At 57.4% G+C, this 24,846-nt stretch carries 21 protein-coding genes; 14 read left to right on the top strand and 7 right to left on the bottom strand.

Annotated features, from left to right (window positions below; all coding sequences use genetic code 11):
- Positions 1-14: 14 nt before the first annotated feature.
- The 5 genes from SJY29_RS03965 (at position 15) to SJY29_RS03945 (ending at position 7,717) form a co-directional block, all read left to right on the top strand.
- A complete protein-coding gene (locus tag SJY29_RS03965) occupies positions 15-2,048 on the top strand; it encodes a RiPP maturation radical SAM C-methyltransferase (RefSeq protein ID WP_400087070.1) in 2,034 nt (677 codons plus the stop codon).
- Complete coding sequence (locus tag SJY29_RS03960) at positions 2,018-4,015, top strand: RiPP maturation radical SAM C-methyltransferase (protein ID WP_400087067.1); 1,998 nt, start codon at positions 2,018-2,020, stop codon at positions 4,013-4,015. The genes SJY29_RS03965 and SJY29_RS03960 overlap by 31 nt, the downstream gene beginning before the upstream one ends.
- Positions 4,012-5,100: a radical SAM protein gene (locus SJY29_RS03955; RefSeq protein ID WP_400087065.1), complete on the top strand. Its 1,089-nt coding sequence runs from the start codon at positions 4,012-4,014 to the stop codon at positions 5,098-5,100. Before SJY29_RS03960 ends, SJY29_RS03955 begins: the two co-directional genes overlap by 4 nt.
- A 544-nt stretch (positions 5,101-5,644) precedes the next feature.
- Entirely contained in the window at positions 5,645-7,045 is a 1,401-nt protein-coding gene (locus SJY29_RS03950; RefSeq protein WP_400087062.1) for a selenium-binding protein SBP56-related protein, read from the top strand.
- A 12-nt stretch (positions 7,046-7,057) separates the two neighbouring features.
- On the top strand, positions 7,058-7,717 hold the full coding sequence (locus SJY29_RS03945) for a hypothetical protein (RefSeq protein ID WP_400087059.1): 660 nt from the start codon (positions 7,058-7,060) through the stop codon (positions 7,715-7,717).
- 42 nt (positions 7,718-7,759) lie between these two features.
- Here the strand turns inward: SJY29_RS03945 and SJY29_RS03940 are convergent, their stop codons facing one another.
- Both SJY29_RS03940 and SJY29_RS03935 read right to left on the bottom strand, forming a co-directional pair.
- Positions 7,760-8,827 (bottom strand): tartrate dehydrogenase, encoded by a 1,068-nt coding sequence (locus SJY29_RS03940; protein ID WP_400087056.1) that lies wholly within the window; start codon positions 8,825-8,827, stop codon positions 7,760-7,762.
- 180 nt (positions 8,828-9,007) lie between these two features.
- Positions 9,008-9,442 carry a thioredoxin family protein gene (locus tag SJY29_RS03935; protein WP_400087053.1) on the bottom strand — a complete coding sequence of 145 codons (435 nt, stop codon included), beginning with the start codon at positions 9,440-9,442 and terminating at the stop codon, positions 9,008-9,010.
- Positions 9,443-9,793: 351 nt separating this feature from the next.
- Here SJY29_RS03935 and SJY29_RS03930 point away from each other — a divergent pair, with 351 nt between their 5' ends.
- The 4 genes from SJY29_RS03930 to SJY29_RS03915 all read left to right on the top strand — a co-directional run bounded on the left by SJY29_RS03930 (position 9,794) and on the right by SJY29_RS03915 (position 15,295).
- Positions 9,794-10,513, top strand: a complete 720-nt coding sequence (locus SJY29_RS03930) for an SGNH/GDSL hydrolase family protein (protein WP_400087050.1) — start codon at positions 9,794-9,796, stop codon at positions 10,511-10,513.
- 104 nt (positions 10,514-10,617) lie between these two features.
- A complete protein-coding gene (locus tag SJY29_RS03925; protein WP_400087047.1) occupies positions 10,618-11,577 on the top strand; it encodes a DUF808 domain-containing protein in 960 nt (319 codons plus the stop codon).
- A 113-nt stretch (positions 11,578-11,690) separates the two neighbouring features.
- The gene (locus tag SJY29_RS03920; protein ID WP_400087044.1) at positions 11,691-13,016 is read left to right on the top strand and encodes a 3-deoxy-D-manno-octulosonic acid transferase; all 1,326 of its coding nucleotides are present in this window, start codon (positions 11,691-11,693) and stop codon (positions 13,014-13,016) included.
- 680 nt (positions 13,017-13,696) lie between these two features.
- Complete coding sequence (locus tag SJY29_RS03915; protein WP_110280131.1) at positions 13,697-15,295, top strand: phosphate ABC transporter substrate-binding/OmpA family protein; 1,599 nt, start codon at positions 13,697-13,699, stop codon at positions 15,293-15,295.
- Positions 15,296-15,446: 151 nt separating this feature from the next.
- On the opposite strand, the gene proB is transcribed toward SJY29_RS03915, so the two are convergent.
- A complete protein-coding gene (gene proB, locus SJY29_RS03910; RefSeq protein ID WP_110280130.1) occupies positions 15,447-16,607 on the bottom strand; it encodes a glutamate 5-kinase in 1,161 nt (386 codons plus the stop codon).
- A 273-nt stretch (positions 16,608-16,880) separates the two neighbouring features.
- Between proB and SJY29_RS03905 the strand changes: the two genes are divergently transcribed.
- From SJY29_RS03905 to SJY29_RS03895, 3 genes are all read left to right on the top strand, one after another.
- The gene (locus SJY29_RS03905) at positions 16,881-17,660 is read left to right on the top strand and encodes a pyrroline-5-carboxylate reductase family protein (RefSeq protein ID WP_400087041.1); all 780 of its coding nucleotides are present in this window, start codon (positions 16,881-16,883) and stop codon (positions 17,658-17,660) included.
- Between the two features lie 17 nt (positions 17,661-17,677).
- A complete protein-coding gene (locus SJY29_RS03900) occupies positions 17,678-18,958 on the top strand; it encodes a glutamate-5-semialdehyde dehydrogenase (protein WP_400087038.1) in 1,281 nt (426 codons plus the stop codon).
- A 114-nt stretch (positions 18,959-19,072) separates the two neighbouring features.
- Positions 19,073-19,621 carry a YaeQ family protein gene (locus SJY29_RS03895; RefSeq protein ID WP_400087035.1) on the top strand — a complete coding sequence of 183 codons (549 nt, stop codon included), beginning with the start codon at positions 19,073-19,075 and terminating at the stop codon, positions 19,619-19,621.
- Between the two features lie 24 nt (positions 19,622-19,645).
- Here the strand turns inward: SJY29_RS03895 and SJY29_RS03890 are convergent, their stop codons facing one another.
- The 4 genes from SJY29_RS03890 to SJY29_RS03875 form a co-directional block, all read right to left on the bottom strand.
- Positions 19,646-21,019 carry an aspartate aminotransferase family protein gene (locus SJY29_RS03890; protein WP_400087032.1) on the bottom strand — a complete coding sequence of 458 codons (1,374 nt, stop codon included), beginning with the start codon at positions 21,017-21,019 and terminating at the stop codon, positions 19,646-19,648.
- A gap of 259 nt (positions 21,020-21,278) precedes the next feature.
- Positions 21,279-21,995, bottom strand: coding sequence for an LrgB family protein (locus SJY29_RS03885; protein ID WP_400087029.1), 717 nt, complete (start codon positions 21,993-21,995; stop codon positions 21,279-21,281).
- Positions 21,992-22,345: a CidA/LrgA family protein gene (locus tag SJY29_RS03880; protein ID WP_400087027.1), complete on the bottom strand. Its 354-nt coding sequence runs from the start codon at positions 22,343-22,345 to the stop codon at positions 21,992-21,994. Before SJY29_RS03880 ends, SJY29_RS03885 begins: the two co-directional genes overlap by 4 nt.
- 79 nt (positions 22,346-22,424) lie before the next feature.
- The gene (locus SJY29_RS03875) at positions 22,425-23,261 is read right to left on the bottom strand and encodes an alpha/beta fold hydrolase (RefSeq protein WP_400087024.1); all 837 of its coding nucleotides are present in this window, start codon (positions 23,259-23,261) and stop codon (positions 22,425-22,427) included.
- 389 nt (positions 23,262-23,650) lie between these two features.
- Between SJY29_RS03875 and SJY29_RS03870 the strand changes: the two genes are divergently transcribed.
- Together SJY29_RS03870 and SJY29_RS03865 are read left to right on the top strand one after the other, a co-directional pair.
- Positions 23,651-24,082 (top strand): Arm DNA-binding domain-containing protein, encoded by a 432-nt coding sequence (locus tag SJY29_RS03870; protein ID WP_400087021.1) that lies wholly within the window; start codon positions 23,651-23,653, stop codon positions 24,080-24,082.
- Complete coding sequence (locus tag SJY29_RS03865) at positions 24,034-24,807, top strand: tyrosine-type recombinase/integrase (RefSeq protein ID WP_400087019.1); 774 nt, start codon at positions 24,034-24,036, stop codon at positions 24,805-24,807. Before SJY29_RS03870 ends, SJY29_RS03865 begins: the two co-directional genes overlap by 49 nt.
- Positions 24,808-24,846 lie beyond the last annotated feature (39 nt).

Here is a 24,846-nt window from a genome sequence, read left to right as displayed (position 1 = left end):
TGAAGGAGACCGCAATGCCCCAAAAAGCCATTGATTTTGCACTTGCGATCATGCCCTTTGGCCTTTGCGCAATTCCCACCATCGGTCCCGCCACCATAAAGGCACAGCTGACCGAAGCGGGCATCAGGTCCCAACTTTTCGACTTCAATCTTGAATACCTCGCGACCATTGATGCCGACCTGAACGAGGCCTGGCAGGTGCACGATGAAATTGCCTACCTGTGGGATTTCCTACCGGGGGAATGGCTGTTCAGCCCACGGCAGGATCCGCAGGGAGATATTGCTTATCTCGAAGCTTTGCTAGAAGAACGGGTTGTCCCCGCCCTGCTCGTCGAAAAACTGGCACGTTTGCGCCCGCAGGCCGCTGCCTTTGCGGAATACTGCGCGCGGCGGCTGGCTGCAACAGGCGCGCCGGTGGTAGGCTTTACCACCTCCTTCATGCAGACCCAGCCTTCGCTGGCAACGGCGGCGCATCTGCGCCGTCTCTGCCCCGACACCAGGATCGTTTTCGGCGGTGCCAACTGCTTTGGCGAGATGGGCCCAGCCCTGCTTGAGGCTTACGACCAGATCGACGTTGTTGCCACCGGCGAGGTAGACCTCACCATTGCCGACATGATCCGTGCGCTGGCCAGCGGCAATGACAAGAAGGTCGCCGCCCTACCCGGCTATGCTACACGCAGCCCGCAAGAAATACGGGTCACCAAGGACCTCAATCTACCGATCAAGATGAATGACATACCGGATCCTGATTTCAGTGATTACTTCGCCACTAAGGCCCAGCTCGAGTCGCTACGCGGTCCGGTTGAGGGCCTGCCGATGTTTCTGCCGATTGAAACATCGCGCGGCTGTTGGTGGGGAGCGAAATCCCATTGCACCTTTTGCGGTTTGAATGCGGACCGGATGGATTTCCGGTCAAAATCCCCCGAACGCGCCTTCGCCGAGTTCGAGCGCCAGTCGGACCGATACGGGCAAAGCCGCTTTTTCGCCGTCGATAATATCGTCGACCAGACGTATTTCAGCACAGTTATGAAAGATCTGGCCGCCAGCCCAAAGGACTACTTCATCCATTATGAAATCAAGGCCAACCTGCGCCGCACTCATGTAGATGCAATGCGTGCGGCAGGTGTCATGAAAGTCCAGCCAGGGATCGAATCGCTAAATTCTGACATTCTCAAACTGATGAAAAAGGGGATCAGCGCCCTTCAGAACGTGCAGACACTGAAGTGGCTGACGGAGGGCGGTTTCGACGTGTCATGGTTCATCTTGACTGGGTTTCCGGGCGAAACCCTGACGCATTACGAGGAAACGCTCGACCTCTTGCGCCATGTGACCCATCTGACACCGCCCGGCAATGTGGCTCCGGTCTATATCGAGCGGTTCAGCCCCTATCAGGCGCGGCCCGACGACTTTGGAATCAGGCTGACCGGACACACCAAATGGTATGACTTCGCCTTTCCAGGGCTGTGCCCCGATCTTCTTGGGCGCATCGCCTACCGGTTCGACTACAACGACCCGAACCGCGACACGCGAGTCGATAGGCTGATCGAAGACCGGCTTGGACCGCTAGTCCAGCAGTGGAAGGCCGATTTCGCAGCACACGGGCCCACGCTGCATCTGCTGAACTGCCTGGAAGGCAGCGCGCTGGTCACCGGCCCGCTAGACCAGCCAGAACGCATCATGCTTCTGCCCGATCAGGCCGCCGAGATGCTGCGCGCCTGCGATGCGGTGAGGGCCCGCGATACCATTCTCAAGACCGATCAGCCCACCGACTGGGAGGCGATGGGTGACCGCGCCCTTCCTGCGACGGACATCGACGCCTACCTCCAGCGCTTTGCCAGCCGCGTAATCAACCAGCGGGATGAGACATTGGCGGGTGGCGCACTTCTCGAACGTATGATCGCGACAGGTCTTGTCCTGCCCGAAGAGAACCGCGTGCTGGCCCTGCCGCTTCATGTGGATCGCGACCGGCTTGCCGCCCTGATCTCCCCCCATCAAATGACCAAAGGAGCCCCGGCGAAATGGACCGCACCCGCCTCAACATCGTCCTGATCGAAGCACCCTTCGGCCCGGTTGCCTGGCCCTCGATCGGAACGTCGCTGCTTAAGACCCGGCTGAACGCAGCTGGACATCGGGCCGAGATCAAATATCTGTCTCTGGCCTTTCTGAGATGGGCCGGGATCACGGATTTCAACGGGCTCAGCCGGTATCAGGATGTCTGCGACAGCTTCGGGATCCATTTGGGAGAGTGGATCTTTGGCAAGGCCGCCTTTCCTGATGCCGACTGGGACAGGCTCGACCCAGCCTATATGGTCGCCGCCGCCGACGACGGGGCCGCCGCAGAGAAGTGCGCCGATGCGCGGGCGTGGCGTAAGGTGGCGACGGCCTTTGTGGATCATGTGGTCGAAAGTTATGATTGGGCACAATATGACGTGCTGGGTTTTGCCAATTCCTATTCGCAACTCAACGCCTCGATCGCTTTGGCGAACCGAATCCGCGCGCGGCACCCGCAGGTGAGGCTGATCATGGGAGGATGCGGCTGTGCCGACCCGATGGGTCTGGGGGTCATGCGGATCTGTGCGGCACTGGACGCAGTGGTGATGGGCGAAGGCGATGACGTGGTCGCGCCTTTGTGTGAAGCCGTCGCCCAGGGGCAGATTGCGGACCTTCCCGGCGTGCTGGAACGGAAGGCTGATGGCACAATCCATGAAGGACCGCCTACCGAAAGGGTCATGGACGCCAACAGCCTGCCGGTACCGGACTACGGCGATTATTACCGCGATCTGCCCGCAGGGCTGCGCCATACCTTACCACACTACCTGCCGATCGAGGCCTCACGCGGGTGCTGGTGGGGTGCCAAGCATCACTGCACCTTCTGTGGCCTCAGCCCCACCAAGATGCCCTATTTCCGCAAAGACGCGGACCGCTTTCTGGGCGAACTACGCGAACAGACCGCACGCTATCACCCGCCGCGCTATATGGCCGTCGATAACATCATGCCGCATGAGTATTATACCGAGGTCTGCCCGCATGTGGGTGCGGCCTCTGGCGGGGCCGAGATTTTTTTCGAGGTCAAGGCCAACCTTGACCGCCCCATTATCCGGTCCTTTGCCCAGAACAACATCAGCCAGATTCAACCGGGCATCGAAAGTCTCTCGACCCCGGTGCTGAAACTGATGAAGAAGGGGACAACGGGCATTTTCAACGTCTACATGCTGCGTCTGGCCGAGGAATTCGGCCTGAGGGTGCATTGGTCGATCCTCTTCGGGTTCGAGGGGGAAAAACTCAGCCATTATCAACATCAGATCGCGCTTTCGCGGCGGATCCGGCACCTGCGCCCACCGCTCGGCCTGATCCGCTGCGAGGTCGAACGGTACGCCCCGATGTACCGCTTCCCCGACCATCACGGGCTACTCAATCTGCGACCGTCGCACTTCTACAGCTATTGCCACCCCGTTGCTGATGAAGATCTTGCTCTGCTCGCCTACCGTTTTGACGCCGACCGCACAACTGAAACGCAACAGGTCCTTGATGACATCACGCGCGAGGCGTCCGAACCGGTGCAGGAATGGCAGTCCGCCTATGCGGCAGGCGGCCACAAGCTGACGATCACGCCACAGGCCGCAGGGTATCTTGTTACACGACAGGTCGGCGACCTACGCCTGCGGTATCATCTGCGAGGAGCGGCCGCACAGATGCTGCCCCTGCTGGATCGGCCCAACAACCTGCGCAAACTGGGCGTCACGCGACACTGGACGCATGAGTCACCCTATCTTGACACCACGCTTGCCCCGCAACTGGTCGACATCTCGGCACAGGTTCAGCCCGATACGGTGATCGACACGAGTGACCCGGATGCCGCTTTCCTGGACCTTCTTGCGCATGGGCTGGTGGTCGAAGAAGACGGGCTGGCCGTGTCGGTCGCTCTTTTTCCGGCGGACGAAAAGGCCATCCCTCAAGCAATGCCGCCGGAGCTTCAGTCCGGGCTTGCCGGCAACAATACGGAGATGGGCGGATGACCACCTCTGTCCTGCTTTACACCATGCGCTGTAATATCGCCTGCGCCCACTGCTCGGTCAATTCCGGGCCCGACCGCAGCGGCGCGATGGACCACGACACGGCACTCGCCCTTGTCGACGGTCTGGCCGCACAGCCGCAGATCCGCTTTATCGACATTTCCGGTGGCGAGCCAATGCTGCACCCTGACGAGATCGAGGCGATCATTCGCAGGGTCAAATCGCACGGCAAAGGGATAAGGCTCACCTCCAACGGGTTCTGGGCCTCGACCCCCAAACGGGCCGAGGCGATGCTGCGACGGCTGAAACAAGCTGGGCTCGACAGTGTCGGCCTGTCGCTCGACAAATGGCATCTGGAATTTCTGCCAGCCAACCTTGCGCGGCACTTTATCGATGCCTGCCGATTGGTGGGCTTTCCGCCGCTTGTATCCTGCGTGCTGCGTGGCAGTGCGGCAGAGGCTGCCTCAGGCAACGGTGCCCCGCTCGAATTGCGGTCTCTGCTGGACTACTACGGGCTGGCAGGCGAGCGCGCTACCGATCTTAACAGCTGGGGTGACCATATGGAGAGCCTCGACGAAGTTGCACGCACGGACTTCCTAAAAGAAACAATCGCGGAACGGCTGCTGGTCAACTGGCAGTTCCTGACCGGCGAAGGTCGTGCCGCTGCGCGCCTTCGCTCCGAGATCGCATCCACCCCGCTGTCGGAAACACCTATGACCCCCTGCCCCGTCGCGGGACGTATGCCAACGATTGATCATGCTGGACGGCTCTTCCCCTGTTGCGCACCATGGGTAAACTATACCAATCGCGCCTATGCAAAAGTGACCGGTGCGACTGTGGGTCGGGCAGTCGCAGAGATGGAACAGCGCCCCGCGTTGCGGGTTATCCGGCAGTGGGGCCCTAAGCGGCTAATGCTGGAACTTTTGGCACGCGGACACAGCTTTCCGCAACAGAACTCCGGTATCTGCAATCTCTGCGGTCATATGCTGAAATCAGTTGATCTCGACACACTCGACGCCGCCGCCGAGGCTGTGCTCGGCGCTGAGGCAGTATCCTCCCAAACACCGCCAACCCTGCAGTGTAACTGACGGGCTAACATCAAAAGATCAAACTGACCTCACGCGCACCAGCGCCGTCGCTGGGCCCACCGAACGCGGGTGCAACTGTGCTCGAAGCTCTTGATGGGCTTGAGTGACCGGTAGAACAGAACTGCGTCCATTCGCGGTCATTGGAAGGTGGATGTGGTCGTTGTACATGTCGTTCCGATCAAGGGTCAGTGCTTCGGTCTTGCGGAGCCCCATAAGGAGCAGCAGCGCAGAGCACATCCCATGGATCGGGTTCAAAACCTCATTCATCATACGTCGCCATTCCTCGAGGTGGCGGCTTAACTGCAGGCGCAGACCTTTGTGCTGCGTATCAGACCGGAGCTGCAGGCAAGTTCGGAACTTCTCGAACAATCAGAGCTCTAGGAAAAAGAGGTGTCTTGCCCCCTGAACCGCGCCAACAATATGACTCGGCGATTGGGCGACTCTGGTGTTAGCGTCTGGGTAGTCGCAGTCGCTCTGCGCGCCGCCACTCTTAACAACCGAAAGAGGCAAACGAAGACATTCATTTCAAACTGGGAGGAACGACATGAATCTGAGACCTGACCCGACATTCCATGCATCACCAAAACTGGCGATGGAAGCACCGATCGAAAATTACGCTTTTACTGTCATGCTGAGCCCTGATGGATCGCAGTCTGATGGCATCGCGGTCATAGACCTCAAACCAGGTTCGGATAACTATGGCCAGATTGTTCATCAGGTGATTGTTCCCAACAAAGGCGACGAATTTCACCACTTTGGCTGGAACGCCTGTTCGTCCTCGCTTTCGCCACTTTCCGGGCACGCCTTTCTCGAACGCCGGTACCTGATCGTCCCGGGTATCCGCTCTTCGCGTATTTACGTGATCGACGTCAAAGAGCCCCTGAAGGCCCATATCCACAAGACAATCGAGCCAGAGGAGCTCTTTGCCAAGACCGGCTATTCGCGGCCCCATACGATCCATTGCGGACCGGAAGGCATCTATGTGTCCTGTCTTGGCGGCGGTGGTAAAGACGGCACCGACGGACCGCCGGGTATCTTTATTATGGACTGCGAAACCTTTGAAATCATCGGTCAATACGAAATGGATCGCGGCAAGCAGGACAAGCACTATGATTTCTGGTGGAACCTGCCGCAGGACTATATGGTCAGTTCGGAATGGGGCCTGCCGCCCCAGTTCGAGAATGGCATCGTACCCGAGGATCTTTTATCCAATAAATACGGTCACTCGATCCATTTCTGGGACCTGCGCGCGCGCAAAAATATCCAGACAATCGACTTTGGTGAAAACTACCAGATGGCTCTGGAAATCCGGCCGGCGCATGACCCGACCAAGTCTTATGGCTTTTGCGGCGTTGTCGTTGATACCACCAACCTTCAGGGAGCCATCTTTACGTGGTGGCGCGACGAGGATGGCGTCTGGCAGGCCAAGAAGACGATCACGATTGACCCTCGCCCCGAAGATCCGGCCAACCTGCCGCCTCTTTTGCAGGGCTTTGGTGCCGTGCCGCCGCTCGTCACCGACATCGACCTGAGCCTTGATGACAAGTATCTCTATGTTGCCTGTTGGGGCATGGGCGAGATGCACCAATATGACGTCTCGGACCCCATGAACCCCGTCCTGGCGGGCAAGGTCGAAATTGGCGGGATCGCCAAGGGTCACAAGCACCCTAACGGCAAAGGCTTTGCTTACGGACCGCAAATGGTCGAGATCAGCCGGGACGGCAAACGCGTCTATTGGACAAACTCGCTTTATTCGACATGGGACGATCAGTTCTATCCGGATGACGAAGGCGGCCAGATGGTCATGGCCGACGTGGGCGAAAACGGCGGCCTGACGTTGAACAAGGATTTCTACATCGATTTCCCCGTGGGCTTGCGCGCGCACCAGATACGGCTTGAGGGCGGAGACTGCTCTACAGATAGTTTCTGCTATCCTTCCGTCTAAGTGCTGGGTGAAATGACATCGGTGGCGGCCCTTTGGGGGGCCGTCATCGTTTCTGGTCTATACCACGGGATCAATCCCGGCATGGGTTGGCCACTGGCCGTCTCTGCCGCCCTGATGGAGCGACGGCACAAGGCCATGCCAAAGGCGCTGGCGATGCTTGCCTTGGGTCATTTTCTGGCGATGATCGGGATTTTGCTGCCTTTTTCCATGATGATCGTCCTGATCCAGTGGGAAGTCGAAATCCGCATTGGCGCGGGCCTACTGGTCATCGCAATGGGGTTTTACCTGCTGATCAATCGCAGACATCCGAAAATTCTTGCACGGGTCCATCCTGCGCGGCTTGCGCTTTGGTCGTTCCTTGCTGCGATGGCGCATGGTGCGGGTCTGATGCTTGTCCCGATCTATCTGGGCATTTGTGCTGTCGGTCAGGAAGAAACGGGGCACCTTGCCGCACAAAGCCTGATGGGGAACAACATTATGACGGCCTTTGCTGTCGCTGCCGTGCATACGTTTTCCATGACAATCGCGGGCGGGTTGATCGCCGTTGTGATCTACTTCTGGCTTGGCCTGAAGTTTCTTTCGCGGACATGGTTCAATCTGGATGTGGTCTGGGCGCTCAGTCTGGTTCTGGTCGGCGCGTTCGGCATTTACGCCGCCATAATGGGACATTGAGACAGGCTACTGCGGCACAGGTCCTCATGCGCTTGATGGGTGTCAGACAGCCGCCGCGATGGCCTTGCCGCATGTCACCGTATCCGCTGTGCCGCCAAGGTCACCTGTGCGCAAAGCGGGATCTGTCAGAACGGTTTCAATGGCTGCCATGATGCCCTGTGCGGCCTCCGGATGCCCCAGATGTTCCAGCATCATCGCTCCTGACCAGATCTGACCGATCGGGTTCGCGATGCCCTTGCCAGCGATATCAGGGGCAGAGCCGTGGACCGGCTCGAACAAGGACGGAAACTTGTGCTCGGGGTTGATGTTGCCGGATGGCGCGATCCCGATTGTGCCGGTGCAGGCAGGCCCCAGATCGGACAGGATATCACCGAACAGGTTCGAGCCCACAACCACGTCAAAGCGGTCAGGATGCAGCACGAACATCGCCGCCAGAATGTCGATGTGGTATTTATCAACCGTGACATCGGGATAGGATTTCTGCATCTCCAGAACACGTTCGTCCCAGTAGGGCATCGTGATCGAAATCCCGTTGGATTTGGTCGCCGAGGTCAGTCTGCCGCCGCGCTTGCGCGCAAGATCGAAGGCATAGCGCAAAATCCGGTCCACGCCCACGCGTGACATGACGGTTTCCTGCATCACAATCTCGCGCTCGGTGCCGGGGTACATGCGCCCGCCGATGGATGAATACTCGCCTTCGGTATTTTCCCGCACGATCATCATGTCGATATCACCCGGTCCACGCCCCGCCAAAGGAGAGGTCACGCCCGGCATAAGCTTGGCAGGCCGCAGGCTCACGTATTGGTCGAACTCACGGCGGAACTGCAAGAGCGAGCCCCAGAGCGAGACGTGATCCGGCACCGTATCAGGCCAGCCCACAGCACCGAAGAAAATCGCGTCATGGCCGCCAATCTGGTCTTTCCAGTCATCCGGCATCATCTGGCCGTGTTGCTGGTAGTAGTCGCAGGACGCGAAATCGAAGGTATCAAAGTTGAAATCGAGACCGAATTTTACGGCCGCTGCGTTCAGGACACGAATGCCTTCGGGGACCACCTCCTTGCCGATCCCGTCACCGGGAATAACCGCAATGTTCATCTTGTTCGTGGCCATGTTCGTGTCCTTTGTCAGTGCGATGGGTTTGAAGTCATGGCACGGTTTTGAACGCGTGCCGAAACATCTACGCGATAGGTGAGAAAAGTTGGCGAGGTGGCACTGTATTTCACCAAGCCGTCAGGAAATGCAATCCGCAGCTGGCAGTGAAACACCACGCCGTTTGCGCAGGCGTCTTGCTCAAAGATGCTGCCGCACGAAATCTGCGATGTCCTGCGCAGGCCGCGCACCGGACAAACGCGCAACTTCACGGCCTTTGGCATAGAGGATCAGCAAGGGGATGCCCCTGATCTGCAGGCGTTGCGAGACAGCGGGAAACTGTTCGGTATCAATCTTTGCAAAACGCGCATTTGTCCGCAGCGTGTCAGCCGCCTTGGCAAATTCGGGGGCCATCATCTTGCAGGGCCCGCACCAAGGCGCCCAGTAGTCGACAATCAATGGTAGTTCATCGGTGCGCACTGCCTTGTCGTGGAGTGGCATACCCAACTCGGCGACTGTTCCATCCAGCAGCGCTGCGCTGCATTTCGCACATTTGGGCCCTGCCCCGCGCTTTGCCGTTGGCACCCTGTTCGTCTGCCCGCAAGAGAGACAGGTCAGTTTGACGGCGTCTTGCATTTTGTCGTGTCCTTTTGTGTTTTCATCTTTGCGCACCAAGGATCCCCACCAATACAGTGGTCGCATTTTTCGCGCATGATTATGAACGCATATCAATGACCTCAAATCTATCGCGACGCAGGCACCCGTATTTGACAATGATCAATCGCTGCGCGGCCAACGGCCCTAATCTTGTCACCGGGCATCACCGCGTAAGGACGGCAGCCCTTTGAAAATGCCCGATGTGACCTAACTAGAAAGATAGTGATAACAATTTTGCTTTCGCGTCACAGGCGCGTTAATGGAGGATATGCCGCACACAGGGCATCTCCATTGCACATTTGACGCGAAACCTCTCGTTTGGAGGCTGAGATGTTGGACCTTGCTGCGCGTACTCTTTTGTTTCCTGTCCTTGTGGTCCAAGGCGCTCTTGTGCGTCGGTCGGCCCTGCATCTGGATGATCCTTCGGGGCGGCGGCATGGTGTCAGCGGACAGGGACCCGACCTGCGTCTTCTGATCATCGGTGACAGTTCCGCAGTCGGCGTCGGGACATCGCATCAGGAAGAGGCGCTCTTGGGGCATATGCGCAAAAGGCTGTCCCAGACCAACACGGTCTATTGGTCAGTCGACGCCAAGACAGGCGCGACAACGGCCGAAACGATCGCGCGGCTACAGCCGCATGCGCCTGAGAAATTTGATGTGGTGTCGGTATCACTGGGCGTGAATGACATTACCTCACGCGTGCCTCTTGCCAAATGGCTACGAAGTTTTTCAACTCTGCTCGATCTGATCGAAGACAGGTTTGAGGCTGATGTGATCTGCGTGTCCGGCATTCCGCCGATCCGGTATTTCCCTTTGCTGCCACAACCGCTGCGCTGGGTCTTGGGCGCGCAAGCTACACGCTTTGATCAGGCGCTGCGCGCACTTGTCGCTGACCGCGCCGGGTGCCGGTTCGTCGAAATGGATTTTGAACCCGACGTCACAAAAATGAGCCCTGACGGCTTTCATCCGGGGCCAAAGATCTATTCCGAGTGGGGCCGAAAGGTCTATCGTGCAATCCGTCGCGATATCCGGCAATTGCATAAGACCTGAAGCTGACCTGGCTTGAAGTATCGCCAAGGCTCAGACATCATGGACACTCTGGCCGGTGTTGGTACGCCGCCGTCAATTGATTTGCAGAACCAAGGCGATTTTTCATGAGCGGACTACTGGCCCTACTGGACGATGTCGCCGCGATTGCCAAGCTCGCGGCTACCCAGCTTGACGACGTCGCAGCACAAGCCAGCAAGGCCGGCATGAAAGCCGCAGGTGTTGTCATTGATGATGCCGCTGTGACACCAAAATATGTCACCGGCCTGCCAGCGGCCCGCGAATTGCCGATCGTTTGGAAAATCGCGCGCGCATCTTTTTTCAACAAGCTGGTCATCCTGTTGCCGGCGGCGCTACTGTTGCAGGCGTTTGCGCCGTGGCTCCTGACCCCGCTCTTGATGCTTGGCGGGGCCTACTTGTGTTTTGAAGGCGCCGAGAAAGTCTGGCACCTTTTCGCGCCGCACAAAGAGCATGGCCCCCAGCAGGCAAAGACGCTGGATGCGGCGCATCTGGAAGAACAGCGGGTCAAAGGGGCCATCAAGACGGACTTTATCCTGTCTGCCGAAATCATGACGATTTCACTTTCGCAGATCGACATTGACACCTTCTGGATTCAGGCGGCCGCACTGGCAGCGGTCGCGATTGGTATCACGGCACTTGTCTATGGCGCGGTGGCACTGCTGGTGAAAGCAGATGACTTCGGGATGTTGCTGAGTGCGCAGGGCCGGCTTTCCCTGACGCGGGCGGTTGGACGCGGGATCGTGAAATCAATGCCCACGCTCATGATCGTGATTGCAACAATAGGAACGGTCGCGATGCTCTGGGTGGGGGGCAGTATCCTTGTGCACGGGATCCGCGATCTTGGCTGGCCTGTGCCCTATGAGATGATCAAACACGCCGCACAGGTGGTGGCAGACGCCGCCGGTTCCGCACAAGCGTTCTTGCGGTGGTTTGTGACCGCGGGCCTTGACGGGATCATCGGGCTGGCGGCAGGGTTTGTGCTTATCCCTATTGTTATGAAAGCGGTGGTACCGACAATGACGTGGCTCTTTCCTGAAAAGACCTGATGCGTTGAAAACCGTGCCACACCCGCGCGATTTTGGGTTGCTGGCGGCGCGTTGATCAGCTTATTCCCAAGGTTAAGCTCGTATTTGGCGTGTCATCGGAAGCCCTGGAACAAATGAAACTCACGCTTTTTATGGTCTTCTATCGTCTGCTGTGGGCCCTGCTTTTGCCGCTTGTCCTGCTTTATCTGTGGCGCAGGGGGCGGCGGGATCCTGATTACACCGGGCAACTGTCCGAGCGCTTCGGGTTTTACAGTGCCTCGCTGCCGCAACAGGCCATCTGGTTACACGCCGTCAGCATCGGTGAGACGCGCTCTGCCATTGCGCTGATCCGGCGCATCCTTGCGCGCGGGGACAAAGTGGTCCTGACCCATTTCACCCCCGCAGGCCGCCGCGACTCGACCCGCCAGTTCGCTGCTGAAATTGCCTCGGGGCAGATGGCCGTCGTTTGGGCCCCTTTTGACATGCTGTGGTGTTACCGGCGCTTCTTTCGGGCGTGTCAGCCGCAAATCGGCTTGCCCCTTGAGGTCGAGGTCTGGCCTGCCATGATCTATGCTGCGCGCGCCGCCGGCGTGCCGCTCTATATGTGCAACGCGCAATACGCCCCCGGCCCCTTCGCGCGTGACCGCAAGTGGCTTCCGTTCCGGCGATGGTGTATCGCAGTCTTTGCCGGTGCCTTTGTAAAGTCTCAAGGTCAGGCAGAGCGGTTTGCCTTGGTGGGCTTGAAGAATGTGAAGGTCACGGGCGAATTGCGTTTTGATCAGCCGGTCCCGCCGGCGCTGATAGCGGCAGCGCAAGAGTTGCGCCCTGCCCTCGCGCCGGAGCGCGAGATCGTTGCGATTGCCAGCGGGGTTGAAGGCGAAGAGGATCTTTATGTCGCGGTGCTGTCGCAGCACATTGCAACCTGCCGCGCCGCAGGAAGGCCAGCACCGTTTTTCATCTACGTGCCACGTGCGCCCGAAAGGTTTGATGCGGTCGCCGCGAAATTGCAGAACGCCGGGCTGTCGGTTTGCAGGCGCAGCGATGTGCTGGATGCGGCCTTGCGGCCCGTCACCGCCTTCGAAGATCAGGACGTTTTGCTAGGCGATAGTCTGGGCGAGATGTTCTTTTACCTCTCACTCGCTGACCGCGTGATCGTTGGCGGCGGCTTCACACTGCGCGGCGCGCATAATATTATCGAACCGCTCTTGCTGAAAAAGCCGGTGCTGACAGGTCCTTGGGTCTGGCCGATCGAATTCCCATTTACCGAAGCCGCAGCAGCGGGGGTTGCGATGAGCGTCGCCGATCAGGACGCACTCCTGCATGCGCTGAATGTACCACTTGCGAACCAGACCGCCCAGATTGACGCCTTCCTTGCCCAGCATATCGGCGCAAGCGAACGCACCCTGCGTGAAATCGATGCGGTCATCGGTGGAACATCAAAGACAAACGTAGCGCAGTGACGCGTCCGCAGCGCAAACTGAAACGGACAATCTGACAGAAGACCCAGCCTCATATTGCTGTCAATTGTGACAAACTGCGCACGGAGCCGCCCAAAAAATGGGATTTCGGGTCCCTACGGGGCCCATACCACACGCGATTTCACGCCAAAAAGATAAAAGCCAGCCCAGCGCGCATACTAAATGATCTGTGATCAACGCCATGTTCCACGTCAATCAGGGCCCTTTCAAAGACAGATAATGCAGAGTTAGCGGTAACACACAGCCCTTACCCGCATGACCCTATCACCCCTGTTGAACCGCGATCTGCAGCCAGAAGAACCCACAATCGCAGTCCGCATAAACCGTTGTTAAAGCGTTCTATTTTGTCATGTCTCTGCGACCGCTCCGCATAGGCGCCAAACCAAACCATGCGCGGAGGCCAAGCCCGTTTGCGTCTTTGAACAACCAATCACACCCACGGCGCCAAGGCTTCCAAAGCACAGCAAACACAGCGAAGCACCTCGCCAACAGGCTTAAAAAAACTAACAAAGAAACAAGATTTGGACACAAATTGATCCAAATCGGCTGTTTGTTTCTGGATCAGATGAAGGACACGAGAAGGGTGCGCCCATCCATCACAGTGGCTTTGGCTTTTTGAATGGTCTGAGCCGGGGCAAGAGATTTAAAGAGGAGAAACAGCATTGGCTTACGATCTCAAGAACCAACTTAAGACCTCGGCGGCAGCTGTCGCTTTGGTATCGGGACTTATGTTCCCTGTCGCAGGTGCGGCAGACCAGATCAGCCTGAAGTCGACAGACGGCACGATCGATCTGGTCGGTGAATTCGTAGAATTCGCAAACGACACATATATCATCCGGACATCACTCGGTGACCTGCGGATTTCGGCACGCAGCGTGATTTGTGAAGGCGCTGCCTGCCCGACATTCGACGATGTCACGGCAGATGTCGCGATTGTCGGCGCGGACTCGGTCGGCCTTGGTATGATGCCATTGCTGATGACCGGTTTTGCTGCATCCCTTGATGCAGAAGCCGAAATCACCAACCCCTCTGCTGGTGAATCGCTGGCGACACTGATTGATGACGGTGGTTTTGGTGACGAGATCGGGACATTCCTTGTGTCGTCCACAAATGACAACAACGCGTTTGAATCCCTGCTTGATCGTAGCGCGATGATCGGCATGACATCCCGCCGGATCACACAAGACGAAGCCCGCGCACTGCGTGCGGACGGTGCTGGCAGCATGGTAAGCCCCGAGCAGGAGCGCATCATCGCCGTCGACAGTATGGTTGTTGCAACACATGCTTCAAACCCGGTCCAGACGCTGACACAGGCGCAGCTTCAGGGCATTTTCTCGGGTCAGATCACAAACTGGTCCCAGGTTGGTGGTCCGAACAAGCGCATCACAGTGATCGCACAGGACGAAGACTCCGCAGGTCATGACTACTTCATGTCATACCTGTTTGGTGAAGAGCGTCCAAACTTCCGCCCACAGGCCATTTCACCTGACGACCAGACCGTTTCCAACGTTCTGTTCCACGACACGAATGCCATCGGCTATCTTGGCTATGCGTTTCAGCGTGGCGCCAAGCCGGTGACACTGGTCAACGAATGCGGCATCGCAAACACGCCGGATGCGTTCTCTGCCAAAACGGAAGAGTATGAGCTTGGCCGTCGTATGTACCTGTACAACCGTGCGGACAATCTTGACGAGAAGGCCCAGCAGTTCCTGGATTTCGCAATCTCCAGCGAGGCAGACAGCGTTATCGGTAAGTCAGGCTTTATCGACCTCGGCATCCTGCGCCGCAGCCAGGCCGAAGGCGATGCACGCCGTGCGGCACTGACGAACGAAATGACCCGCTACGACATCGGCTTCGAAGGTGAAGTGATCGGTGACATGCTGGAGCAGATGGACAACTACGACCGTCTTTCGACTACATTCCGTTTCCGCACAGGGTCATCCCGTATCGACGAACGCGGTCGCTTGGACATGGAGCGTTTGATCGATTACCTCGAAGACGCACCTGCGGGCACTGAACTGACATTTGTCGGCTTTACCGATGATGTTGGTGCCTTCGAAGGCAACCGCCAGCTTGCGATGCAGCGTGCAGAAGCCGTGTTGGAAGAAGTCCGCGCTGTTGCCGGTGACCGCCTGAACAACGTCACGATGTCCACAACAGGATTTGGTGAGATTGCACCATCCGCCTGTAACGTGACCGAGCGTGGCCGTGCGATCAACCGCCGTGTTGAGGTATGGGTCTCCAAGACACAAGAGAGCTAAAACCTGCGCCGCGATGCGGACACCAGTTGCCCGTATCCTCGCATCGGAAAAACAAAACGGGCCCTTCGGGGCCCGTTTTTTATCGCCAGAAGTTCCAACGCGATAAAGACAATCAATTCATTGGCACCATTCACGCACCACCGCGAGTGATCTATGCGGGAATGACCAGTTTGAGTTCATCTTCGGGCGCATCAAGTGGCAGATGGTTATCCTCAAGAACCAGCAGGTTCTCGACACCGATCACGTCACTTTTGGTCTTATAGCCGATCAGGTCTTCCACATTCATGTCGACGTGTCGCGCCATGAGCATCGTCTCTTCCGAGGAAAAGTTTGTCAGCCCGCGCGCCACTTCTGCACCGTCCTCATCGTAGACATGCAGCACATCGCCCTTTGTGAAATCACCCTGAATTGAGAGCACATCCTGCCGGCCGATCCCGCAGTCCCCCGCAACAACAGCAGCAGCTACGGCATTTGGGACCACCAAAGTGCCCGAGACCTGCAATCTGTTGCTCAACCAGACCATAAGCGGCGACGCTGTCTTGCCGGTGACAAGGCAACGGGTAAAGCGGCGTTCGTTTTCAAGAACCGACGAGATTGGGCGCTCAATGATGCCCTCGGCGATAATGGTCTCGACACCCGCGTTCTGGGCCATGTTCGCCGCTTGCATCTTCGTCAACATACCGCCGCTGCCCAGCGCGCTGATGGCTGTTGTCGACTCCAGATGTTCGCTGACGTCATCAATTTCCGCGATAAACTTGGCATTTGGTTCGGACGGATCACGGTCATAAAGGCCCTCGACACTGGTCAGAATGACCAGAAGATCCGCATCCACCATCTGGGCAACCTTGGCAGACAGCCTGTCATTATCACCCACGCGCAGGTCGCGTGTTGCGACAGAATCGTTCTCGTTGATGATGGGCAGAATGTCGTTTTCGAACAATCTCAGCATCGTGTTCTTGATGTTCAGAAAGCGGCGTCGATCTTCCATGTCATCGACTGTCACAAGCATCTGTGCGACGTCCATATTGTGCTCTGAAGCGATCTGGCGGTAGGCGTTCATCAACAGCGGCTGCCCACAGGCAGCGGCTGCCTGTTTGTCCAGAATGCCCGCATCTTCGGGGCGTTTTCCAACCATATTCAGGCCCAGAGCAACCGACCCCGAAGACGTCAGGATAACATCGTGCCCGTCTTTTTTTAGTTGCGCCAGATCGCTGAGAAGACCGTTGATAAAGGCATAGCGCAGGGTCAGGTTTTCGTCATTCGCAAGCAGACTTGAACCGATTTTGACGACGATCTTTTTCTTCTTTGGCATGGAAGCCTCCGGTAAATTATTGTTTTTAATGAATGAAACGCTATCGGTTTGCGTCGCGCGACGCAGCCCTGTAGCACTGCCCATTCAATGATTCGCCGACGTATAACATGTACTGCGCCCCTGAACGCAAACAGGTCGCCACGGAGAGCCGCCGATTGGCATGCCCTTTCCGGTCCCGTCATTGACAAGAAATAGACCGGCTGATGCGTGATGCGATGCTGCACTGCAGCAACGATATGGCGCGTCCCGTCAGCTCGGAAGAAGGAGACGAAAATGAACGTACTTTTGATTGGCTGCGGAAAGATGGGCGGTGCGATGCTGCGGCAGTGGGCAAACCACGGCGGGAACAGTTTTACGGTCGCCGATCCTGCGGCAAGTGACCTTCCCGACGGTGTGGCGCATGTGTCAAAAGCGACAGATTTGCCCGCACAGGAATTCGACGTGGTTTTGATCGCAATCAAGCCACAGATGATTGCAGATGTGCTGCCCGCCTACACACATGCGCTCAAAGACGGCGGCATCTTTGTCTCGATTGCGGCGGGCACCAGTGTTGCATCTTTGGAAAAAGTCGTGGGTGACGCGGCGATTGCGCGGGTCATGCCGAATATGGCCGCACTTGTCGGCATGGGCGTATCGGGGCTTTACGCCAACGACCGCTGCACTCCCCAGCAGACACGCGATATCGTGGCACTTATTGACCAGACCGGCACGTGCATTGCCGTTGAAAGCGAAGACGAGATCGACCGCCTGACTGCTGTCAGCGGCAGCGGGCCGGGCTATGTCTTCGAGATATTGCGCAACTATGTCGCCGCTGCCGAGGCGCTTGGTTTTGACCATGAGACAGCGCGCACGCTGGTGTTCGATACCGTCACCGGCACGGTCGAAGCGGCACGCCAGTCTGACTTGAGTTTGGAGGAACTGCGCAATTCCGTGACCAGCAAGAACGGCACAACGCAGGCAGGGCTGGGTGCATTGATGCAGGACGGGACGCTGGACACCCTGCTCCACGGCACGTTGCAAGCGGCCTACGCCCGCGCAGAGGAACTAAGATAGGACGGAAAGGGAACACAATGAACGATATGAGCACCGAACCGAAAGGGTCCGACATCGCCACCATCGTGGCCGATCTTGGACAGCGCGCCAAAGCAGCCGCCCGCGATCTGTCCATGGCCACCACTGCGCAACGAAATCTGGCACTGACCGAGGCGGCCAAGGCCCTGCGCGCGAAGACCGCCGATATTCTGGCCGCGAATGGCAAGGATCTTGAGAGCATTCGCGACAGTGGCAAGGATGCCGCTTTCATCGACCGGCTGAAACTGACCGATGACCGCGTGGCCGCCATGGCCGATGCGCTTGACGCGATTGCGGCACAGGATGATCCTTTGGGCCGCACACTTGCCACCTTCGACCGTCCCAACGGCCTCAGGATCGAGCGCATCAGCGTGCCAATCGGCGTGATCGCCATGATCTATAAATCGCGCCCGAATGTCGGCTCTGACGCCGGTGCGCTGTGCATCAAATCCGGCAATGCGGTTATTCTGCGTGGCGGATCAGAAAGCCTGCACTCCTCGCGCGTGATCGTCGGCTGCTTGGCGCAGGGTCTTGCAGCCGCAGGCCTGCCCGAAGATGCTGTGCAACTGGTCGACACCCGCGACCGCGAGGCGGTAAAGGCACTGCTGCACAGCACAGACACGGTTGATCTGGTCATTCCACGCGGCGGACGCGGTCTTGTGTCCTTGGTTCAGCGCGAGGCCCGCGTGCCGACGCTGCTGCACCTTGATGGCAACAACCACACCTATGTGCATGAAAGTGCCGTTATCGAAAAAGCGATTGGCATCATCAGGAATGCGAAGATGCGCAGAACTGGTATCTGCGGCGCGACGGAATGTGTTGTGATCGACGCCAAGATCGCCGCACAGGTTCTGCCCTTGATGGCCGTGGCTTTGAACGATTGTGAATTGCGCGGCGACGACGTGGCACGGGCGATACTGCCAGACATGGTGCCTGCAACGGATGACGACTGGCACACGGAATACCTGAGTAATATCCTGTCCGTGAAGATTGTGGATGACGCCGATGCAGCCATCGCATTCGTTCAGGCCCACTCCTCTGGCCACACCGATGCGATCGTCGCCGAGGACGCGCAGGCAGCGAAACGCTTTATGGCCGCGATCAACTCGGCGGTTGTCATGCACAACGCCTCAACCCAGTTTTCGGACGGCGGTGAGTTTGGCATGGGTGCTGAGATCGGGATCGCCACCGGCAAGATGCACGCGCGCGGTCCCGTCGGCGCTGAGCAGCTGACCTGCTTCAAATACTTCGTCCATGGTGACGGGCAGGAAAGGCCCTGAGGCCCGCAAGATGTGCTAAACCACTGCAAGGGCCCCGTCTCGGGGCCCTTATCTGCTTTCACAAACCCGCAAGAGGCATTAGGCAGGACCATCTTCGCTATTCCGGGGCATACCATGGCGCAAAAATCCACGATCTATAAAGTCGAGCTTTCCGTCTCCGATATGGATCGTCACTACTACGAGACCCATAAACTTACCGTCGCCAAACACCCCTCGGAGACGGACGAGCGGATGATGGTCCGTCTGGTGGCCTTTGCGCTGAATGCCCATGAGCATCTGGAAATGACCAAGGGCATTTCCACCGATGATGAACCCGATATCTGGCAGAAAAGCCTGAGCGGCGAATTGGAGTTGTGGGTCGCGCTCGGCCTACCCTCGGAAAAGATCATCCGGCAATCCTGCGGCAAAGCCAAAGCCGTGCGCATCTACGCCTACGGCGGCAAACCAGCCGAGATGTGGTGGGAGAAGGTCAAGAACAGCACCACCCGCTTTGATAACCTCCAAGTGGTGAATTTCGCGGAAGAAGAGACCAAAGCCCTTGGCGAACTGGCCAATCGCGCGATGAAAATTCAGGTAAATATTCAGGACGAGGACGTTATGGTCAGCGTGGATGATACCATCGTCTATGTGACCCCACAGGAATGGAAGCGCGCCCAGGACTGATCATCGGCGCGCCACCATAGAGTGTTATCCCAAAACCGTGGTTACGGCCTGAACAGTTGCCGCGACCACCTGATCGGCCTCATCCCGGGTCAGACAGAACGGTGGTGCAAAACCCAGAATATCGCCCTGTGGCATGGCACGGGCAATCACGCTGTTCTGCTCCAGCAGCCTGGCTGCAATTTGCGGACCGATCTTGTTGCCCGCGTCATAGAACGTCCGGCTGTCTTTATCGGCCACGAACTCGACCGCACAGATCATGCCTGTGCCGCGCACGTCGCCCACATGGGGATGATCGGCGAGTGCGGCGCGCATCTGATCATTCAGGTAATTGCCTACAGTGCCCGCGTTCTCGACCAGCCCCAGCTTGTCGATCAGCGCCAGATTGGCCACACCCGCGGCCGCACCGATCGGATGCGCCGAATAGGTCCAGCCGTGGCCGATGGGCCCGTTCTCGTCCGCGCCTTTTTCAAGCACAGACCACATCTTGTCAGACACAATAGAGCCCGACAGCGGCGCGTAAGCGGAAGTCAGGCCCTTCGCGATTGTGATCAAATCGGGACGCATCCCATAGTGATCGGACCCGAACATCGTGCCAAGCCGCCCGAAACCGGTGACCACTTCGTCTGCGACCAGCAGAATGTCATAGCGGTTTAGAACGGCCTGAATGGCTGGCCAATAGCCTTCGGGTGGCGGCACAATCCCGCCTGTGCCAAGCACAGGTTCACCGATAAAGGCCGCGATTGTGTCGGCCCCTTCGCGGTCGATCATCGCCTCCAGCTCTGACACACAATGCGCCACAAACGCGGCCTCGCTTTGTGCCTGATCCGTGCGGCGGAAATAATATGGTGCCTCTGTGTGAATGACTTGCGCCAGTGGCAGATCGAACTTTTTGTGGAAAAGTTCCAACCCTGTCAGTGATCCGGTCATCAGGCCCGAGCCATGATACCCCCGCCAGCGCGAGATGATCTTCTTCTTTTCGGGACGGCCCAGAATGTTGTTGTAGTACCAGATCAGTTTGATGTTGGTCTCATTCGCATCCGACCCCGACAGACCGAAATAGACCTTGGACATGTGATCCGGCGCACGGTCCAGTACCATCTTTGCAAGGGTGATTGACGCTTCGGTGCCATGACCCACATAGGCGTGGTAATAGGCGAGCTCCTTGGCCTGTTCGGCAATAGCCTCGGCAATCTCTGGCCGCCCGTAGCCGACGTTCACGCAGTAAAGGCCGGCAAATGCATCCAGCATGCGATTGCCGTCGCGGTCCTCGATGTAACAGCCCGAACCACCCGTAATCACCCGGTGCGGCAGGTTTCCGCGCGCAAATTCGGCTAGGTGGGTGGAGGGATGAAAGAAGTTCTCACGGTCCCATTGTTGCAATTGATCATTGTGTAGCATGGCATATCCCTTTGCATGGCGGCGCGCCGCCTGATGATTAATGAAAGGAGCCTGTTGCACGCTGCGGGTCACGAATGACGCCGACTATGAGCAGAAAAGGCTCCGCTCACCCAAGCAGCAGCGCGCAATGCCTTTATTGCCAAGGTAACATGCAACTTGAACCATGGCGTATCATGCAAGATCAACCATAAACTTGCCCCAAAGCGCTTTGCCCTTCACTGGGCAGACGAGACAGGCGGCACTGGTGTCATGCACGCAATCAAACCAGCCAGCGTACAAGGACCGGCACAATCAGACTTGTCAGCAGCGCGTTCAATGCCATTGCGATGCCCGCGTAGGCCCCCGCAACCGGATTTACCTGAAATGCCCGCGCCGTCCCGATACCATGGGCGGCCACGCCCACCGCAAACCCGCGCGCACGCCAGTCCGTGATGCGCAGCAGGTTCATGACAGGAGTGACTGTCACGGCACCGATGATTCCCGTCAGAATGACCAGAACGGCCGTCAGCGCCGGTAACCCGCCAATGGCTTCAGAGATCCCAAGCGCCACAGGTGCGGTCGTGGATTTCGGAGCCAAAGACAGCAGCACCTCCATCGGAAGAGAAAAGGCACGCGCCAGCAGGATCGCCGACCCGGCTGCCACGAGAGATCCCGCAATCAAGGCCAGGACAATCGGCGCAACCGACGTCCGGATTGTTTCGCGGTTTTCCCAGAGCGGCAAAGCCAACGCGACCGTCGCGGGACCCAGCAGAAAATGGATGAACTGCGCCCCCTCGAAATAGGTCGGGTAGTCCGTGTTGGTCAGCCAAAGAACAGGCGCGATCAAAAGGACTGACAGCAGCACCGGATTGGCCCAGGGTGGGTTGCCAAGCCTGCGCGCCAGCCCATCCGCGACCAGATAAGCCAGCGTCGTTGTTGTGAGCCAGATCAGCGGCGTTGCAGACAGATAGCTCCAAAGCTCGGCAACGTCCGTCATGTGGTCTTGCCTTCAAGAAGATAGCGCACAGCAATAAACGTGCCGACCGCCGCCAGCATTGAAAGCACGGTCGAGACAGTCAGGATAAACAGCAATACCAGCCCGTCATCTGAGAACACCTGCAAGTTGCCGATCACACCGACACCCGCAGGAACAAACAGGAACGACAAATTCGCCAATATGACCGTTGTTGTGGGCCTCAGCTGTTCCGTGAGTGCGGGCCTCAGGCTCAGGAGCAGTACCAACAACGCAAGTCCGAGCACCGGGCCGGGGATCGGCAAGCCCGCACCCCGGACAGTAATTTCGCCCAAGAGCTGGCAGCCTAACATAAGACCAAGTGTCTGAAGCATGATAGTTCTCCACTGAACGCGCTTGCCCTGTCAGTCTGATCGCAAACACGCTGCAGGACCAACGGAAATGTTCAGGTCTTTAGACGGGCGTGCGCTTGCAGGCGTTCGTGAAAGCGGAAAGGTCTGCGGCAAAACGGTCAGGTGCCTCAAGGAACGGCGCATGGCCGATACCTTCATATGGCACGTATTGCCCGTTTCGCATGGCATGCGCTGCCGCCTCTCCTGTCGCTGGCGTGACAACTTCATCCTGCGTGCCGTGGATCACAAGAGCGGGGCAGTTCATTTGGCCCAAAACAGGCCGTAAATCCACATCGGCGCGGAACAAGGCCCTGCGGACATGGGCAGGACAAAGCATGTTTGCGCCGACCATTTCCGCATAGGTCCTGCGGTCCAATGGCGCGGCGGTGCATGCATCCACAAAACGCGCCGTGGCCGCAAGTCGGCGGGGCACGTCATCGGTATAAAGATCACGGTCAAGGCCCGGGCTTGCGGGCCCCGCCATCCAGCTCTCGCGGTGGGCTCCGATAGCAAGAACGCCACCTGCAAAGACGACACCGGCGATATCGGCATCGCCCTTGACGTCAAGATAGGCCGCAATCACGCGCGCGCCATAAGACCACCCCACCAGCACGGGCATATCCAGTTTTGCTGCGTCCATCACTGCCTGAACATCGTCTGCCCAAAGGGCAGTGTCGGTATAGGCGGCCTCGTTTTCCGGTTTATCTGAGCTTCCATGCCCCCGAAGGTCCATTGCGACGACAAAGTAGTGATCTTGCAGTCTTTCCCAAATGGGTTGCCAACACATCCACTGCTGGGCCCAGCCATGGATGAGCAAAATAGAAGGACGTGTCGCGTCACCAGAACAGGTGAATGCGATACGCGTCCCGTCCGATGAGATGGCATGTGACGTTGACATAAGGATCGGTAACAGCGTTCGCTGCAAAGGGAAAGGCGCGGGCCTTCGCAGGGTCGGACGAGGCTGTATCAATATCGACAGGCTTTTTCACGCGACGCAATGCACATGCCGCATTGAAGACGCACGTTTTGTTGGGTTTCACCAACAACAGAAAATGTCCGGGACTTTATAAAATGGTGCCCCCACACGGACTCGAACCGCGGACCTACTGATTACAAATCTTACAGTCCAGACTTCTGTCAATTACAACGGAACACTCTAACCTACCACCTACCCCTTATAAATATAGACATATTGGAGGCCGCCTTCGATAAAAGACTTTGTCGCTCTATTAAACTCCACAAGAATAGCTTACTTATTGCTTACCCAATATTAAGGTCAAGCCCGCCATGCCAAAGCTTCGTTTATCAAAAACTGTCGTTGACAAGATTCCCAACCCACAAGCGGAAACCATCTTTTGGGACGAGGCGCTATCTGGCTTTGGATTGCGCGCGAAACCAAATGGTACCAAGTCCTACGTCATTCAATATAGAACACGTTCCAGTGGCAGATCACGACGGAAAACCATAGGGCAGCACGGTCCTTTGATGTCTTTCAACGAGGCGAAAAAACTAGCCACCGGGCTCCTTTCAGACGTTCTGAGAGGCGGAGATCCGGTAGCGGATGCTGTTTCAACTAGGAACGCACCAAGTGTCACTGACCTCGCCGAGCAATATTATGAGATCCACGCGTTGCCAAAAAACGTGAAAAAAGCGCCGCAAACGACAGATCTATGCTGGATCGACTTGTGCTGCCACGCCTCGGTAAGCAAAAGGTTCTAGCAGTGTCCCATCGCGACATTCAGACATTTCACAACTCACTTAAAGCCACGCCTTATCAAGCCAACCGCGTTCTGTCTTTGTTATCAAAAATGTTTGAACTCTCGATCATTTGGGGCATGCGCGTCGACAACCCAGCCAAAAGCATTGAGAAATTTCACGAAGAGAAACGCCACCGCTGGCTGTCTGCAGACGAGCTTTCTCGGTTGGGCGCCGCACTTGATAGGCATCGGAACCAGAAAGCCGCGAATGCGATCAGGCTTCAATTATTGACAGGAGCGCGGATTGGTGAGGTTTTATCAGCACGGTGGCAGGACTTTGATTTGGATCGAGGGGTATGGGTCAAACCATCGCATCACACCAAGCAAAAACGGACCGAACACCTACCTTTGGCCAAAGCAGCAGTCACTTTGTTGGAGGGAATTCAGGAGGGTCAACGAAATAGCTCCAGTTTTGTCTTCCCAGGGAAGTCGAAAACTAAACCGATTGTGGACCTCAAGAAATTTTGGAAATCCTTGATAGAAGACGCTGATATTTCTGATTACCGCATCCACGACAACCGGCACACTCATGCGTCGCAGCTCGTTTCCAGCGGAATGAGCTTAGCAATTGTCGGACGCCTACTTGGCCATACAAACCCGATGACGACCCAACGCTACGCTCACCTAGCTGATGAACCTCTACGCGCTGCAGCTGAGGTGATGGCAGATAAGATGGGTCAAAAATAGATGGGCACCATGACATCGAGGACAACGTCATGAAGAAAC

Origin of the sequence: Yoonia sp. R78084 (assembly GCF_044595625.1) — a bacterium.
Classification (GTDB): Bacteria; Pseudomonadota; Alphaproteobacteria; order Rhodobacterales; family Rhodobacteraceae; genus Yoonia.
Note: the sequence above shows the minus strand (reverse complement) of the source record. Positions and strands in the feature narration are given on the sequence as shown.